At 61.2% G+C, this 16304-nt stretch carries 14 protein-coding genes; 3 read left to right on the forward strand and 11 right to left on the reverse strand.

Features of this window, described 5'->3' with window-relative positions; translation table 11 throughout:
• Positions 1-4 precede the first annotated feature (4 nt).
• From cysW to rfbA, 9 genes are all read right to left on the reverse strand, one after another.
• Positions 5-847 (reverse strand): sulfate ABC transporter permease subunit CysW, encoded by an 843-nt coding sequence (gene cysW / locus ACO07I_RS04105; protein WP_422014590.1) that lies wholly within the window; start codon positions 845-847, stop codon positions 5-7.
• The gene (gene cysT / locus ACO07I_RS04110; RefSeq protein ID WP_422014592.1) at positions 840-1700 is read right to left on the reverse strand and encodes a sulfate ABC transporter permease subunit CysT; all 861 of its coding nucleotides are present in this window, start codon (positions 1698-1700) and stop codon (positions 840-842) included. The genes cysW and cysT overlap by 8 nt, the downstream gene beginning before the upstream one ends.
• Positions 1697-2737 carry a sulfate ABC transporter substrate-binding protein gene (locus ACO07I_RS04115; protein ID WP_422018157.1) on the reverse strand — a complete coding sequence of 347 codons (1041 nt, stop codon included), beginning with the start codon at positions 2735-2737 and terminating at the stop codon, positions 1697-1699. The genes cysT and ACO07I_RS04115 overlap by 4 nt, the downstream gene beginning before the upstream one ends.
• Before the next feature lie 130 nt (positions 2738-2867).
• Complete coding sequence (locus tag ACO07I_RS04120; RefSeq protein ID WP_422014594.1) at positions 2868-3341, reverse strand: RrF2 family transcriptional regulator; 474 nt, start codon at positions 3339-3341, stop codon at positions 2868-2870.
• A gap of 113 nt (positions 3342-3454) precedes the next feature.
• Positions 3455-5353 (reverse strand): sulfate adenylyltransferase subunit CysN, encoded by a 1899-nt coding sequence (cysN, locus tag ACO07I_RS04125; protein WP_422014596.1) that lies wholly within the window; start codon positions 5351-5353, stop codon positions 3455-3457.
• The gene (gene cysD, locus ACO07I_RS04130) at positions 5353-6264 is read right to left on the reverse strand and encodes a sulfate adenylyltransferase subunit CysD (RefSeq protein ID WP_422018159.1); all 912 of its coding nucleotides are present in this window, start codon (positions 6262-6264) and stop codon (positions 5353-5355) included. The genes cysN and cysD overlap by 1 nt, the downstream gene beginning before the upstream one ends.
• A gap of 103 nt (positions 6265-6367) precedes the next feature.
• A complete protein-coding gene (locus tag ACO07I_RS04135; protein ID WP_422014598.1) occupies positions 6368-7462 on the reverse strand; it encodes a glycosyltransferase family 4 protein in 1095 nt (364 codons plus the stop codon).
• 39 nt (positions 7463-7501) lie between these two features.
• Positions 7502-10483: a glycosyltransferase family 2 protein gene (locus tag ACO07I_RS04140; protein ID WP_422014600.1), complete on the reverse strand. Its 2982-nt coding sequence runs from the start codon at positions 10481-10483 to the stop codon at positions 7502-7504.
• 82 nt (positions 10484-10565) lie between these two features.
• Positions 10566-11480: a glucose-1-phosphate thymidylyltransferase RfbA gene (rfbA, locus tag ACO07I_RS04145; RefSeq protein ID WP_422014602.1), complete on the reverse strand. Its 915-nt coding sequence runs from the start codon at positions 11478-11480 to the stop codon at positions 10566-10568.
• 91 nt (positions 11481-11571) lie between these two features.
• Here rfbA and rfbC point away from each other — a divergent pair, with 91 nt between their 5' ends.
• The 3 genes from rfbC to ACO07I_RS04160 are packed head-to-tail and all read left to right on the forward strand — an operon-like array spanning position 11572 to position 14061.
• The gene (gene rfbC, locus ACO07I_RS04150) at positions 11572-12123 is read left to right on the forward strand and encodes a dTDP-4-dehydrorhamnose 3,5-epimerase (protein WP_422014604.1); all 552 of its coding nucleotides are present in this window, start codon (positions 11572-11574) and stop codon (positions 12121-12123) included.
• Between the two features lie 3 nt (positions 12124-12126).
• Positions 12127-13020, forward strand: a complete 894-nt coding sequence (gene rfbD, locus ACO07I_RS04155; protein WP_422014606.1) for a dTDP-4-dehydrorhamnose reductase — start codon at positions 12127-12129, stop codon at positions 13018-13020.
• Between the two features lie 12 nt (positions 13021-13032).
• Positions 13033-14061, forward strand: a complete 1029-nt coding sequence (locus ACO07I_RS04160) for a glycosyltransferase (RefSeq protein ID WP_422014608.1) — start codon at positions 13033-13035, stop codon at positions 14059-14061.
• On the opposite strand, the gene ACO07I_RS04165 is transcribed toward ACO07I_RS04160, so the two are convergent.
• Positions 14055-14984, reverse strand: coding sequence for an NAD-dependent epimerase/dehydratase family protein (locus ACO07I_RS04165; protein ID WP_422014610.1), 930 nt, complete (start codon positions 14982-14984; stop codon positions 14055-14057). The two genes, ACO07I_RS04160 and ACO07I_RS04165, sit on opposite strands and share 7 nt — an antisense overlap.
• Positions 14985-15028: 44 nt before the next feature.
• On the reverse strand, positions 15029-16249 hold the full coding sequence (locus ACO07I_RS04170) for an NAD-dependent epimerase/dehydratase family protein (protein WP_422014612.1): 1221 nt from the start codon (positions 16247-16249) through the stop codon (positions 15029-15031).
• Positions 16250-16304: the final 55 nt, after the last annotated feature.

The following is a 16304-nucleotide window of genomic DNA, read 5'->3' on the forward strand; positions in this document are numbered from 1 at the left end:
CATGTCAGTGCCGCCGCACCGTGGAAAGTCCTTCAGCGTGTCGCCACTCCAGGATCGACTTCGCAGCGAGGGTGACCAGCGCCAGTCCGGCGAGAAGAGCCGCGACCGCGAAGGCGCCGACGAAATTATACTCGTTGTAAAGGATTTCCACCTGGAGCGGCATGGTGTTGGTGAGACCTCGTATGTGGCCGGAGACGACCGACACGGCGCCGAACTCACCCATGGCGCGCGCGTTGCAGAGAAGAACGCCGTACAGCAGGGCCCACTTCACATTGGGCAGCGTGACGGTCATGAACGTCCGCAATCCCGAAGCACCCAGCGTGAGAGCCGCCTCTTCTTCCGCCGTGCCCTGCTCCTGCATCAGCGGAATGAGCTCGCGGGCGATGAAGGGAAAGGTGACGAAGATCGTGGCGAGCACGATGCCCGGAACCGCGAAGATGATCTTGATGTCCCACGCGTCGAGCCACGGGCCGAAGACCCCTTGCGCGCCGAACAGCAGGACGAAGGTCAGTCCGGACACGACCGGCGAGACCGAGAATGGCAAGTCGATCAGGCTGATCAGCAGGCTCTTGCCGTAAAATTCGAACTTCGCGATCGCCCAGGCGGCAGCGACGCCGAACACCAGGTTCAGCGGCACGGCAATGGCCGCGACCACGAGCGTGAGATAGATCGCGGCAATCGTGTCTTCGTCGGCGTATGAAGCGAGCAGCGGCTCGACTCCCTTGCGCAAGGCCTCCACGAAAACAGCCACCAGCGGAAGCACGAGAAACAGCGCCAGAAACGCCAGCGCCACGCCGATCAGCAGCCACTGCAGCGGCCGGCTTTCGTTGACTGCCGTTTCACGCACCGTCGTACCTCCGCCGGCTCAGCGCCTGGACCGAGTTGATGATCAGCAGGGCGACGAACGAAATCGCCAGCATCACGACGGCGATCGCCGAGGCTCCGGCATAGTCGAACTCCTCCAGGCGGGTGACGATGAGCAGCGGCGCAATCTCCGAAACGAATGGAATGTTGCCGGCGATGAAGATCACCGAACCGTACTCTCCGACCGAGCGGGCGAAGGCCAGGGCGACGCCCGTCACCAGTGCCGGCACCAGCGCCGGCAGCACCACGCGGAAGACCGTCTGAAGTCGGGTAGCCCCCAAGGTCGCCGATGCCTCCTCGATCTCACGTTCAAAATCCTGCAGGACGGGCTGCACTGTGCGGACAACGAATGGCAATCCGATGAATACGAGCGCGATGAAGATGCCCAAGGGTGTGAAGGCGATCTTGATGCCCCATGGCGCAAAAAATGCGCCAATCCATCCATTGGGGGCGTAGAGGGCGGCCAGGGCGATACCGGCCACGGCCGTGGGAAGAGCAAAGGGAAGATCGACCGCGGCATCGAGCAGCCGGCGGCCGGGAAAATCGTAACGAACCAGGACCCAGGCGACGAGCGTACCGAACACGGCATTGAGCAGGGCAGCCAGGAACGAAGTGACGAAGCTGACCTCGAGCGCAGCCAGCACGCGCGGGCTGATCGCCACGCGCCAGATTCCCTCGACACCGAGACCGCTCGCGCGCCAGATCAGCACCACGAGGGGCAGCAGCACGATCAGCGATAGATAGCTCGTGGCAAATCCCAACGTCAGACCGAAGCCTGGCAGGGCACTCGGCCTGACCAGCGTAATGCTCCCGCCCCTCACGCGAGCGACCGTCACCGAGGGGCCTTGCCCGCCGGTTTGTAGATCTGATCGAAGATGCCGCCGTCGGAGAAGTGCTCGGCCTGGGCCTTCTTCCAGCCGCCGAAGACCTGGTCGATCGTGACCAGCTTGATCTTCGGGAAACGCGCCAGATCGGCGGGATCCGCATCCTGCGGCCGGAAGGGCCGGTAGAAGTTTTTGGCGATCAGCTTCTGCCCGGCCGGCGAATACAGAAACTCCAGATAGGCCTCGGCCAGCTTGCGGGTACCGCGCTTTTCGACCACCGCGTCGACCACGGCCACCGGCGGCTCGGCGAGGATCGACAGCGACGGCACCACGATGTCGAACTTGTCGGCGCCGAATTCCTGCAGCACCAGGAAGGCTTCGTTCTCCCAGGAGATCAGCACGTCCCCGACCGCACGCTGGGCGAACGTGGTCGTCGAACCGCGCGCTCCGGAGTCGAGGACCGGAACGTTCCTGAAGATCCCTTCGACGAGCTTGCGGGCGGCGGCCTGGTCGCCTTTGGTCCGTTCGAGTTCGTCGGCCCAGGCCGCCAGAAAGTTCCAGCGCGCGCCGCCCGACGTCTTTGGATTGGGCGTGATCACGGACACGCCCGGCTTGGCGAGATCCGGCCACTCCTTGATGGCCTTGGGATTGCCCTTGCGCACCACGAATACGATCGTCGAGGTGTAGGGGCAGGAATTGTTCGGGAGACGCGCCTGCCAGTTCTCCGGCATGCGCTTGGAATCGCGGGCGATGGCATCGATGTCTCCGGCCAGCGCCAGTGTCACCACGTCGGCCTCAAGCCCATCGATCACCGACCGCGCCTGCCGCCCCGACCCTCCGTGCGACGTCCGGATCGTCACCTTCTGGCCCGCGCTGCGCTGCCACTCGCTGGCAAAGGCATCATTGATCGCGCGGTAGAGTTCGCGCGTCGGGTCGTACGACACGTTGGTCAAAACGACGGGAGGTGGTGTCTGGCCGAGGGACGGCCAGGCTGTCGAGACGCCGAGTGCGGTGCCTGCGGCGAGTAGCGTGCGACGGTGCAAGCTCATCATCGTGTCCCCTGAAGTCAGTGTAGTGGCTGGACCAAGGAAGGCTAGAAGCGGCTATTATTTGTCGACCAAACCAGTAGAGATTGTCAACTCGCTGTTCGAAAGTTTCCACTGCTTGTGACTCCAAGGATCAGGGCGCCGGACGGCTCCTCGTCGGGGCCTTTGCTGACGCCTTCCCCAGGACTGGATCTTCTCCCCTCGTGGCGTCCAGGAGACTCGTATTGTCGAGGATCTCCCGGCTCGATTCGGCGACCTGAGCGAAGACACGCCGGATCTCGCAGCTCTCTTCGTCCAGGCAATCCGCGCACCGCCGATAGGAGATCTTCGAAAGGCATGGCAGCAGCGCGATCGGCCCATCGACGATCCGCAGCACCTCTCCAAACATGATCTCGGACGGCTGTTTGTTGAGTTGATATCCCCCGAGCTTGCCACGCTTGCTTCGCACCAGGTCGTGATGCTTGAGGTCGAGCAAGATCTGTTCCAGGAATTTTTTCGGAATCGAGCACGACGCGGACAATTCGGAGATCATCATGGTCCGACCGTCCACGGCATGCGCCAGCGCCACGAGCGCGCGCAGCGCGTATTTGGCTCTCTGCGAGATCATGCTTCGGTCGAACCTCCAACGGCTCGATTAGACGAATTGCCCGATCGAGCCGCAAGGGGCGTGCTGCCGCCCCTTGCGCCCGCGACAGCAGGGCGTCGGGGGCGGCTCGCTCCCTACCCCTGGGTCAGGCCCTTGGCATCGAGGAGGCGCACCAACTCCTCGACCGCCGCCTCCACCGAGAGGTTGGCCGTTTCCAGATGCACATCCGGATGTTCCGGAGCCTCGTACGGCGAGCTGATGCCCGTGAAGTTCGCGAGCTCGTGCCCGCGCGCCTTCTTGTAGAGGCCCTTGGGATCGCGGACCTCGCACACTTCGAGGGGAGCATCCACGAACACCTCGAGGAACTCTCCCTCACCCATGAGGCCACGCGCAGCGTCGCGCTCGCTCCGGAAGGGCGAAATGAACGAGACGAGGACAAGCAGTCCGGCGTCGACCATCAGCCGCGCGACTTCCGCCACGCGCCGGATGTTTTCGACGCGATCGGCATCCGTGAAGCCCAGGTCCCGGTTCAGGCCGTGACGCACGTTGTCCCCGTCGAGGACGTATGTGTGCCGTCCCAGGCTGTAGAGGCGCTTCTCCAATGCCGTCGCGATAGTCGATTTGCCCGAACCCGAAAGGCCGGTGAACCAGATGACCGCGCCCTTCTGATTCTTGAGGGCGGACCTCGCCGCACGGCTCACTTCCAGGCTCTGCCAGTGAATGTTGCTCGCCCGGCGGAGGGCAAAATCGATCAGCCCCATGCCAATCGTCTGGTTCGTGATCCGGTCGATCAGGATGAAGCTGCCAGCCTCGCGACTCTCGGAATAAGGCTCGAAGGCAATCGACTTGTCCAAGGACAGGTTGCATACCCCGATCTCGTTGAGGTGCAGTGTCTTCGCCGCGGAGTGCTCGAGCGTATTGATGCTGACCTTGTGCTTCAGCGCCGTCACCGTCGCCTGCGCGGTGCTCGTGCCCAGCTTCATGACATAGGTTCGCCCGGGCAGAAGTTCGTCGGGCGACATCCAAAGCAGATGCGCGACGAACTGGTCGGCAATTGCCACGGGAGCCTCGGCAGCGCAGATCACATCGCCACGGCTCACGTCGATCTCGCGATCCAGCACCAAAGTCACGGCCTGGCCGTTCACGCCGCTTTCGAGATCGCCGTCCATCGTGACGATGCGCGTGATCGTGGCCTCTTGAGCCGAAGGCAGGACCTTGATCCGGTCGGATGGCTTTACGGAGCCACTGATGATCGTGCCGGCGAAGCCGCGGAAGTCCGCGCTAGGCCTATTCACCCACTGCACGGGCATGCGCAGCGGCCGGGCAGCGGCCTCCCGTCCGAACTCCACTGTCTCGAGGTATGGCAGCAGGGCCGGGCCCCGGTACCAGGACATATGCTTGCTCGGCGCCACGACATTGTCGCCGCGCAGCGCCGAAATCGGGATGGCCTCGACATGGGCCAGCCCGAGCTCCTTGGCAAAGGCCATGTACTTGGCGACGTAGGACTCGAAGATGGCCTGATCGTACTGGACGAGGTCCATCTTGTTCACGGCCAGCACGATACGCCGGATGCCGAGCATCGCGCAGATGTACGAATGGCGACGCGTCTGCGTGAGCAGATCGCTGCTGCGATGTACGTCGGCCAGGATGATCGCGAGATCAGCCGTCGAGGCGCCCGTCGCCATGTTGCGCGTATACTGTTCGTGGCCGGGCGTATCGGCCACGATGAACTTGCGCTTGTCGGTCGCAAAGAAGCGATAGGCGACGTCGATCGTGATGCCCTGCTCGCGCTCGGCCGAGAGTCCGTCGACCAGCAACGCGAAGTCGAGTTCGCCGCCCTGGGTGCCGATGCGGGCGCTCTCAGACTTCAGGCTGTCGAGCTGATCGTCGAACAGCATCTTGCCTTCGTAGAGCAGTCGACCGATCAGGGTGGACTTGCCGTCATCGACGCTGCCGCAGGTGATGAAACGCAGCAGATCCTTGTTCTCCTGGGCACGCAGGTAAGCGTCCAGGGCGGATGCGTCCACGTTCATCAGAAATAGCCTTCCTGCTTCTTCTTCTCCATCGAGCCCGCACTGTCCCGGTCGATCATGCGACCTTGACGCTCCGAATTGCGGGCCCGCAGCATCTCTTCCAGGATCGCCGGCATATTGTCGGCGTCGCTTTCGATCGCGCCGGTGAGCGGATAACAGCCCAGCGTCCGGAACCGCACCCTCTTCATTTGCGGGCGCTCGCCAGGCTCGAGCGGAAGACGGTCGTCATCAACCATGATCAGCATGCCGTCGCGCTCGACCACGGGGCGCTCCTTGGCGAAATAGAGCGGCACCACCGGAATCTTCTCAAGGTAGATATATTGCCACACATCGAGTTCGGTCCAGTTCGACAGCGGGAACACCCGGATGCTTTCGCCCTTGTTCTTGCGCGTGTTGTACAGGCTCCAGGGTTCGGGACGCTGGTTCTTGGGATCCCAACGATGATGCTGCGACCGGAAGGAAAAGATGCGCTCCTTTGCGCGGGACTTTTCCTCGTCGCGGCGAGCCCCACCGAGGGCCGCATCGAAACCGTGCTGGTCGAGTGCCTGGCGAAGACCTTCCGTCTTCATCACGTTCGTGTGAATCGACGAACCGTGACTGAAGGGGTTGATCCCCTGCCGGATGCCGTCGGCATTTATGTGCACGATGAGATCGAGGCCGAGTTTCTTCGTGATCTCCTCACGAAAGGCGATCATCTCCCGGAACTTCCAGGTCGTGTCCACGTGCAGCACCGGAAAGGGCGGCTTCGCCGGATAAAACGCCTTCATCGCGAGATGAAGCATCACGGAGGAGTCCTTGCCGATGGAATAGAGCATCACCGGCTTCTCGCACTCCGCGACCACCTCGCGCATGATGAAGATGCTTTCGGCCTCAAGCCTCTGAAGATGCGTCAAGCGTTGAGCGTCGAGCAATTGGCTACTCCTGATTGCAGTGCGGCTTGCCTGGCTGGGTACCACGGTTCGAGAGCCGTGGCTTCGTTTCCGCGATGTCGGGAACGAGCGCCCCCCCGGGCCCTCAGCCCTCGCTGGCCGCAATTTGCCTGAAGATGCGGAGTTCAGAAAGCGCCGCCTTCGTAATGGTGAATTCGGCGGCCGTCTCGAGAGCCTGCTGTCGCATTTCCGCGCGGGTCTTCGCGTCCATCGCGACGAACGTTTCCACGGCCTTGAGGATCTCGTCATCCGACCGGGTATCGACGACGAAGGCGTTGCGTCCGTGCACCGCGTATTCCGCGGTTCCGCCGAGCACGGGGACGACCGGAATACAGCCGCACGCCATTCCTTCCAGACCTGTACGACCGAACGCCTGGTAGTCTGACAGATCGAGAAACATATCCGTGTGGCGCATCAGCTCTGGCACTTCTGCTCGCCTCAGGACGCCCCAATTCTTCACATTCGGCGGCAATTCGATTCCCGCCACCGTGAGTTCCTCCTCGGTGACACCGAAGACCTGCATGGAGACGTTCGGGTACTTCTTCGCAATCGCTTCCATGATGCGAACGGTCCGCCACGGCGCCCGGCGAGGCGTCGCGGGACGCAACATCGCGGCGATCACGAGCTTCTCGTTGCGATGCTTCAAGTCCGGATAATAGACGTCATGGTCGATCGAGGGCATGACCTTCGACACGCGTATACCATGGTTCGCGTAGACGATATCGCAAAGCCACTTCGTCTTCGCAAACAGCATCGCGTCCTTCAACACGACGTAGGACTGGTAGGCCTTGGTCCAGGCTTCGCTGTTCGCGGCATAGAACAGCGGTTCGTAATCCTGAACGTAGTAGGCAAACTTGACCGGGGCTTTCGGGTCGGTTTTCAACATCTCGACCCGCGCCTGATTGACATCGAAGACCGAGCGGTTCGTCGTCGCGACAACCACCCTGCAGGATGCCATGTGCGGGGCGAGTTCCGCCGCATCCGCATAGGAGAGCACGGGCACCTTGAGTGCCTCCAGCTCCGGGTACCCCGCAACGAACTTGGCGTGGTTCGGCGCGTTGACGGCGAGACGTGCATCGACGCCCAATCTCGCCAGGCCCATCGCCTCTTGCGCCACGGAGTTCGATCCGCCGCCACCGCCACCCGAAGGCAGAACGAACATCACACTCACGGTATCCATATTGCCGTCCACAAACTGGTCTATCGGGCCGTCAGGAGACTAGTGAAGCTGGGCAGAAACGATGCCCGGCGAAGCCGCCTTGATCGTCTTCTCCGGTGGCTTCATCTCTCGCTGCCCGATCTCGGGATGAAGCACCTTCCGCAATCTCTTGCGCAGCTCGATCAGGGAAGTCAGTTCCGCCATGTCGCGCTGAATGGCCTTCATGTCGACATCGGGATGCTTCGCCAGCAAGCTCGCCGTCCCTCGCTTCGACAGCTCGGCGCGACGAGCGCTTCCGAAGCTCGCCGACTTGACGTGATAGACATAGACATGGTTGGCGAGCACGAGAGAATATCCGGCCTTCCGGACGCGCAGGCAGAGATCATTCTCTTCGCCGTAGCCCATCGGAAAGGCCGCTTCGTCCAGATATCCCACCTCTTCGATGACGCTGCGGCGCATCAGCGTACAAAACCCGTTGAGCAACGTCGCTTCGGGGAACTGCTGAGGCGACAGCTCGCGCACCAGCCTGCCGACATCGACCGGAGAAAAGCCCTCAGGCAACGGATTGCTGCTCCAACCGCCCTTCACGTCGTGCAAGCTCGGGACAGACTGCCAGGAAGCGGCATTGGACAAGGGGCCGATCATGGCGGCGTTGGGCCGCGCCTGCACGACTTCGAACATGCCTTCGAGCCAGCCCGGCGTCACGATCGTATCGCTGTTGAGCAGGACCACCCACTCTGCGGTCGAGGAGCTCATGCCGATGTTGGCCGACCGTGTGTAGCCCAGATTCACGTCATTTTCGAACAGCCGGATCCAGGGCTTACCCTGGACGTAGCGGCGCAACTGTTCGCGGGTCACGTCCGTGGACTTGTCATCGATCACGGTTACCGTGTGCGGGATCGAGGTATGGCGCCGGATCGATTCGAGGCAATCCAAGGTTTCTTCGACGGCATTGTAGACGCAGATGACGATGTCGACCGTCATCTTGGAGCCCGGCAGCCAGTTCCAATGAGCTTGATCCGCCGCCATCGCCTGCGGGCTATAGGGCGTGACGGACAGTGGTTCCCTCGATTTCCAAAGGTCGAGGCCCTTTAGCAGCGTCAACTGCCCGGTGATGTTGGGGTCCTCCATCGCCGCGCCGCTGCTGGCTTGCCGGGCCATCATCTCCGCCGGCGAACCGTCGTTGCCAAGGCTCACATCGCCGATCGCGATGTCGATCGCATCAGCGAACTCGAAAATAAGCGACAGCGAGCGACCGGGATCCCGGATCGTCTCCTTCACCTTGGCCGCCAGCATGGCGCGCTGATCGCCACGGAGGGGCAGCGTGTACAACTCTCCGATCGACCCGATCCGAATGTTGCGTCGAAGCGTGAATAGGCGCTTCACGTCGTATTCGTTCTTCTCCGGTGACAGTCGGACTCGCTCGGCGATGAATATCTGCTGGACGACCGGCCGTTCACGTCCCGGAGCAGTCACCGCGGCCGTTGCGCCGCGTGCGTAGAAACGAAGCTGCTTCGGCGGGCCGGCAAACATCTGGAGCACGTCGAGCGTCGCCTCCAGGCGCAGATATGGGCCGACGATCTCACCCTGCAGCGCGATCCCCGGTACGCTCGGATGATCGCGCCCGTCACGCAGGCCTCGCGGAGCAATCTCGGTGAGGCGCGTTTCGAGCGCGGGATTGGGTTGCTTGGCGGCGAGTTGCCATTCGTCAGTAATCTCGATCCGACGCGCCGTCAGGTTCTGGACGAGTGAACCCTGCCAATGGTCGAAGCTTCCGTTCACCACGGCGTTGGATGCGACCGAGGGAGTCTCGCGCAGCTCGTACTGGCCGGTAAACTTACTGCCCGCGACACAAGCGGTGACATAGGCCAGATTTACCGTGCGACTTTGGCCGCACGGGACGATCACGGCCACGCCATATTGACCTTCTGGCAGTTTTGCGGGCAGTCGGATGGCGGCCGTGCGGAACTGCCAGGACGGCCAAAGTGTCACCGACACTTTCGAGTCGGGTATAACCGCTCCCGATGCATTCGTGAGAACGATCTCGACGTTGGCTCGTTTCTCGGCCTTTCCGGCAACCACGACATCGATATATTGCTCGGACGCCAAACCAACGACGCGCTGTGCCATCGTTACGGCTTGTCCGAGACCTGGCTTCTCGAAGGTGATCGAAAGGCCGGGCGCCTTGAACGGCTGGTCGCGCGACGGCGCCGTGCGCTTGAGTACGGCCCCGCGGGGCAAGGCAACCTGCCACGCTTCCAACTGGTTGCCCGTCCAGGACTGAAATCCGGAATTGCGCAATAAATTGGAATTGCCCGTCCCTTCCGGAACCTTCGGGGGAGCGCTCTTTATGACCGGAACCTCGGCGACGTCGACCTTGGCAACCCTGAGGGGCGCATCCAAACTGACACGCTCCGCCGGGTCGTTAGCCGTTTCCTCGACGGGCACAGTAGTCCGCAAACCCGAAAGCACTTTCGCAGCCAGTTCCTTTGCCGAAGAGAACATGCCGGTCGCCGCCGCGGCTTCCTGGACGCGACAATAGTCGATCTCGACAACACCGCGCCCAGAGAAGCGCAGGGTGAGATAGCGCCGCCCTTCAAGCGGATTGTCCGTTGACTTCAACGGCACCGCAAATTCATGCCAGACCTGACTCAGGGGGACGACGCCCGTCAGCCGTCGATCAACCTTCCTCTCGACGTCGTTGCCGTTGAACAAAGCCATCGAATCGAGCTGCAGCGACGCGTTCTCCGCCGGCACGCCTCGCATGCGCACCTTGACGACATGCTTTCTCGCCTCGACGAGTCCGTCGGGCAGAGCATGCCAAAGCCGCACTTGCTCAGGCGGTTCACGAAGCAACAGTCGAGCGCCTCGCTCACTTGTGGCGTCCAGAGGCTCCAGAGCGATGTCCATCGGACGACCGCGGGTTACGCTCGTGACGAACCAGTCCCGGCAGAACGCGAAGCCGTTCTTGGGATTCGCAACGGTCGCCGAAGCCCACTGCCGAAACGCCGCGTTTATTAGTTGATCGCCAGCGATCACCATACTCTTGCCCCACCCTTCGAGCCACCGCGAGCAAAAAATGCGCCAAAGTGCCCGCATGCTTATACCACAGAATGTCAGAACATTATGACAAACGAGGAACTGGCTGTTCGAGCCGCTCCTGGCCGGCCTCAAACGCTCGATGGACCCCCAGAAGATATTGCCCGTATCGGCTCTTGCTCGCCTTTACCGCAAGTTCCCGGAACTGATCGAGCGAGATGTAGCCCAGGCGCAGCGCTATTTCCTCCGGGCATGAAACCCGCAATCCCTGACGCTGCTCCAGGATCTGAACGAACTGGCTGGCTTCGGTCAGCGATTCGTGAGTCCCCGTATCGAGCCATGCAAAGCCACGGCCGAGCACCTCCACGAACAGCTGGGACCGCTCCATGTAAACCCGATTGATGTCGGTGATCTCGATTTCCCCGCGCGGCGAGGGCTTCAGTGAAGCGGCGATATCCAGGACGAGGTTGTCATAGAAATAAAGGCCGGTGACCGCAAAATTGGACTTTGGCTTTGTCGGCTTTTCCTCGATCGATATTGCGCGACCGCTATCGTCAAGCTCGACTACGCCATATTGCTCGGGGCGAGCCACGACATAGGAGAAAACCGTGGCGCCCTCCTCTCGCGCAACCGCACTCGCCAAAGCTTCGGACAGTCCGTTTCCGTAAAAGATATTGTCGCCCAACACGAGGGCAACACGATCCGAGCCGACGAAGTCCCGCCCGATTATGAACGCGTCAGCAAGACCACGGGGTGTCTCCTGAGCCGCATAAGAAAAGCGAAGCCCCCACTGACTGCCGTCACCCAGCAACTTCTGAAACAAAGGAACATCGGGCGGCGTACAAATAATCAGGATGTCGCGAATGCCGGCAAACATCAGCGTCGTGAGGGGGTAATAGATCATGGGCTTGTCGAATACTGGCAGCAGCTGCTTCGAAACGACGCTCGTGACCGGGTACAGGCGCGTGCCCGAACCTCCCGCCAAGATGATGCCCTTCATTACGCCTCCACCTCGTCGGCCGCACTACCTTGCCAATAGCCCAGATTAGTTCCTATAAAAAGTGCTACGTGTTTTCCCAGAGCAGGCGTGCATGCAGACGTTCGAGACAACACTTCCGGGCGTTCTTCTCTTCGAGCCTCGCCGATTTGGAGACTCCCGGGGCTTTTTTGTCGAAACATTCCAAGCGCAACGATATGCCGCCGCCGGGGCATGTGGGCCTTTCGTCCAGGATAATCTCTCTCGTTCGACATACGGCGTGTTGCGCGGATTGCATCTTCAGTACCCCAATCCGCAGGCTAAGCTCGTGAGCGTTCTTCGGGGCAGAGTGCTTGACGTTGCAGTTGATGTGCGGCGCGGAAGTCCGACTTTTGGAAAGTCCTTCAGCGCCGAACTCAGCGAGGAAAACGGGCGCCAGTTGTTCGTTCCCCGCGGCTTCGCGCATGGCTTCGTCGTCCTCTCCGAGAGCGCAGATTTCTTCTACAAGTGCGACAATCTGTACAGCCCCAAGGACGAAATCAGCGTGAGCTGGTGCGATCCTGAACTCGGCATCGACTGGAAGATCGCGGATCCCAAAATCTCGGCCAAGGATGGCGCAGCGCTGCCACTGTCGCAGATCGATCGGCTGCCTGAATACGAAGGATAGACATTGCGAATTCTCGTAACCGGTGTCACGGGTCAGGTCGGATCGGCGCTGGTTCCGCGTCTCGCTCCATTTGGCAGTATCATTTCGGCCGATCGGCGGCTGTTCGATCTGACGAAGCCCGACCAGATCGCCGAGCGGTTGGACGAGCTGAAGCCTGACGTCATCGTCAACCCGGCCGCCTATACCGCTGTCGACAAGGCGGAGGATGATCGCGAGGCCGCATTCCTCGTGAACGAGGCAGCTCCGCGCGCCATGGCACGCTGGGCGGCGGAGAACCGGATTCCGTTGGTTCATTTCTCGACCGACTATGTTTTCGACGGCAGTGGTACGACTGCCTGGAAAGAGACGGACACGCCCTCCCCGCTATCAGTCTATGGCGCCAGCAAGCTCGCCGGCGAGGTCGCGATCCGCGAGGCCGGCGGCCCTCATCTCGTTGTGCGCACGTCGTGGGTCTACGCTCCGGAGGGTGCCAATTTTTTCCGGACCATCATGCGTCTGGCGAAGGAGCGCGAGGAGTTGCGCATCGTTGCCGACCAGTTCGGCGCTCCGACCTCCGCAGCCATCATCGCAGACACCATCGCCGCGATGTTTGCTGCGCCCGGGGGCATTCCGCAGATCATTGGACGCAGCGGCGGCCTTCTCCACCTCACGGCATCGGATAGTACCAGCTGGCATCGGTTTGCGACTGCAATTATCGAAGGATTAAAGAGCAGAGGCGTCGCGCTGAAGACGACTCGCGTCTTGCCGATCTCTACCAGCGAGTATCCGGTCAAAGCGCAGCGCCCTCTCAATTCGCGGCTCGACCTGACAAGGCTGTCGCAGACCTTGGGAATCTTGACTCCCCATTGGTCCTCCGGCCTTAAATCCGCCATCGACGAGGTTCATGCAAATAGTTAATAGCGCAACGAATTGACCGTTGCCTACGTGCCTCATGTCGGGGTGCTCAAGCTGGTCAGGATCGTGCCAAGAGTCTGCTTCGCGCCCATCTGGTATCCGGTCGATCAATACGCGACGTCGCGCTTGCGCGCCAAGTACGTGGTCGAACTCCTCGCAGATGACCCGGTATGGGAAGTCGAACTCAATTACGATCCAACGGCGGACATCGCAGTCATTGTGCAGCTGTGTAGCCACCAGACGCTCGAGAGCATACGCCAGAATCGCCGCCAGATCGTGGTCTACGACATCTGCGACCGATACTTCGCCACCGACAACGTCTTCAAGACGGACGAGGGATCACTGCATGCTCGCGAGCGCTGCCTCGAAGTAATTGACCGCGCCGACGTTCTGATCACGCCCACCGTGCGGCTGCAAACGGAAGTCGCAAGGCTCTTTCCGAAAAAGCCCTGCTTTTTCGTTCCGGAGTCGATCGACTACGGGGCGTCATTGAGACCTGCCACACCGATAGGAACGCGCCGCCTCGTCTGGTTCGGCCATGTGACCCGGGGAAACTTCGAAAGCGCACGCTGGATCATCGACTACCTGAAGACCCACTACGACTATCATCCCGTACTGGTGACCACCCCCCATACGCTTGCCCATAGATTTCCCTCATACAGCGCGTTCTGCGTCCCCTGGTCAGTCGAGAGCGTGCAACGCGAGCTATCCATGGCGGAACTCTGCGTCGTTTCGCATGCCACGGAAGAACCCACCAAGAGCCCCAACCGTTTCGTCGCCTCGATGATGCAGGGCGTTCCAACGCTGGTCAGCGGCTCGCCGTCCTGCTCGGATATTCTCGGCGCAGCAGCGCACGAAATGTTTGCCGTCGAAAGCCCCTATGCACTGGGCAGAGCCGTCCGGGAACTGTCGGATCTCGAAAAGCGGCGCAGCTACGTGCACGACGTGCAGCTCGAAATATGGCGACGCCATTCGCCCGAGGTCGTGCGGCGAGCCTACATCGAACTCTTCGAGAGAGTTCTGCCCGGGAACGACAATTACTGATCCAGAAACCAGCGCCAGGTACGGGGCAGCCCCGTTTCCAGGGTGACCGCAGGCCGATAGCCGAACGCGTTGGCCGCCTTTTCGATGGTTGTAAAGGTCCTCCGGACTTCGCCGGTGCGCCAAGGCGCGTAGCGAACCTCGAACGGCCAATCGGGTCCCACGACGGCGCGCATGTTTTCCAGAAGGCTCGAAACGGATGTCGGATGGCCTGACCCGAGATGGTACACGCCTGAAGCCGAAGCGCCCAGGGATTGGAGAATGCCGTCGCAGAGATCGTCTACGTACACGAAGTCGCGAACCTGGCTTCCATCGCCATAAACGGTGATCGGCTGACGCGCCAGGATCTGACGAAAGAAATGCGCGACGGCGCTGCCCTTCCGGCGCGAGTAGGGCCCATAGACATTGGTGAAGCGCAAGGCTGTCGTTCGAAATCCATAGGAACTCGAAAAAGCGTTCGCATATCCCTCCATGGCAAGTTTCGATGCGCCATAGGGAGACAGCGGCTGAGGAACCATCCCTTCATGGATGGGCGCCGTCTCGGCGCCAAACAGCGCGCCGCCGGTCGAGGCCAGCACGACGTGAGGAACACGGGAGTCTCGCGCCGCCAACAGCACATTCAACGTGCCTCTCACGTTGGTCTCGAAGTCGCTCACCGGATCGTCGATCGATTCCAATACTCTCGTATGGCCGGCCAGATGGATGATGGCATCGCACCCTTCCGACATTCGAAGTACGGTCGGAAGATCCCGGACGTCACCCTTCTGATATGCCGCGACGTTCGGCGGCAAGTCGGCCGGCGAGCCCATTGTCTCATTGTCGAGAACGGTCAGATGGCCGGGCAGTCCGAGCGCTGCAGCGCGTCGAATGAGATTCGAGCCGATGAAGCCGCAGCCGCCCGTGATCAGGATCTTTTGCGCAATCAAAGGAATTCCCCGAAGGCATCCAGAGGAATCAAAGGAAGGTCCGCCTACTCCGCAACAAGCTTGCTCATCTGTGCAAGCGCCTTCTGCTGCCGTTCGCGCGACCAGTAGGACACGCACGGAATCTTGGAGAAGTCACAACGGTGACGATAGCGTTGTGCGATATCCCGGACTTCCTCGAGCAGGCCGACTTCCAATGTCGTGGACGCGACTCCCAGTGCCCGAAATTGCGAGTTCGCCACCTGCAGGTCGTTCTCTTCCAGTTCGGTTCGAGGATTGACGACGTTGACGATCTCACTGCCCGTCATGCTTTGCACGAACTTGGCCAGATCCCGGATGCGATGCGTCTCCGTCATCTGATTGAGGATGCGCACCTTGTCCCCTGCCTTCGGTGGGGATTCGATGGCTCTCCGGATGCAGTTCACCGTATCGCGAATGTGGATGAAGGCACGCGTCTGTCCGCCCGTGCCGTTTACCGTGAGAGGAAAGCCAACGGCCGCCTGCATCAGGAATCTGTTCAGGACCGTGCCGTAGTCGCCGTCATAGTCGAAGCGGTTGATGAGACGTTCGTCGAGCTCGGTCTCGGGCGTCTGGGTACCCCAAACGATGCCTTGATGAAGGTCCGTGATCCTCAGTCGGTCATTCTTGGCGTAGAATTGGAACAGCAACGCGTCCTGCGTCTTGGTCATGTGATAGATGCTGCCCGGATCGGCGGGATAGAGCACTTCTCGATCGACATAGCCTCCACCCTCCTGCGGAAGCCTGACGTTGAAGTAGCCCTCCGGGATGATCGCGCCCATGGCACCGTATCCATAGACGCCCATCGTCCCGAGATGGACGCAGTGAATGGCCGGGTCGACCTCGACGATGGCCGCCATGATGCAGTTGGTGGCGTTCAGATTGTTGTTGACGGTGTAGATGCGGTGCCGCGCCGACTTCATCGAATAGGGCGCCGCCCTCTGCTCGGCGAAATGAACGCATGCAACCGGCTTGTGGGTCGAAAGCAGCTCCCTGATCCCATCGAAGTCGGTCGCTACATCCAGCTGGCGGAAGACGATCTTCCGGCCGGTGAGCTCGTGCCAGGCTGCCAACCGCTCCGTCATGCTTCTGACTGGCGTCAGCGATTCCGCCCCCAGTTCCGCTTCGATGCTGCGGCGGGACAGATTGTCGACGATTACGACTTCGTAGCCCGCGCGACTGAGATGCAAACTCGTCGGCCAGCCACAGAAGCCATCGCCGCCGAAAACGATCACGACGCCCTTTGTCATAGCCTCCAACACCTTGGACCTAGCCATTTTGCGGCCGCTATTTGCTTACAATGCC

It is taken from the genome of Reyranella sp. (assembly GCF_965227665.1).
In the GTDB taxonomy this organism is placed as follows: domain Bacteria; phylum Pseudomonadota; class Alphaproteobacteria; order Reyranellales; family Reyranellaceae; genus Reyranella.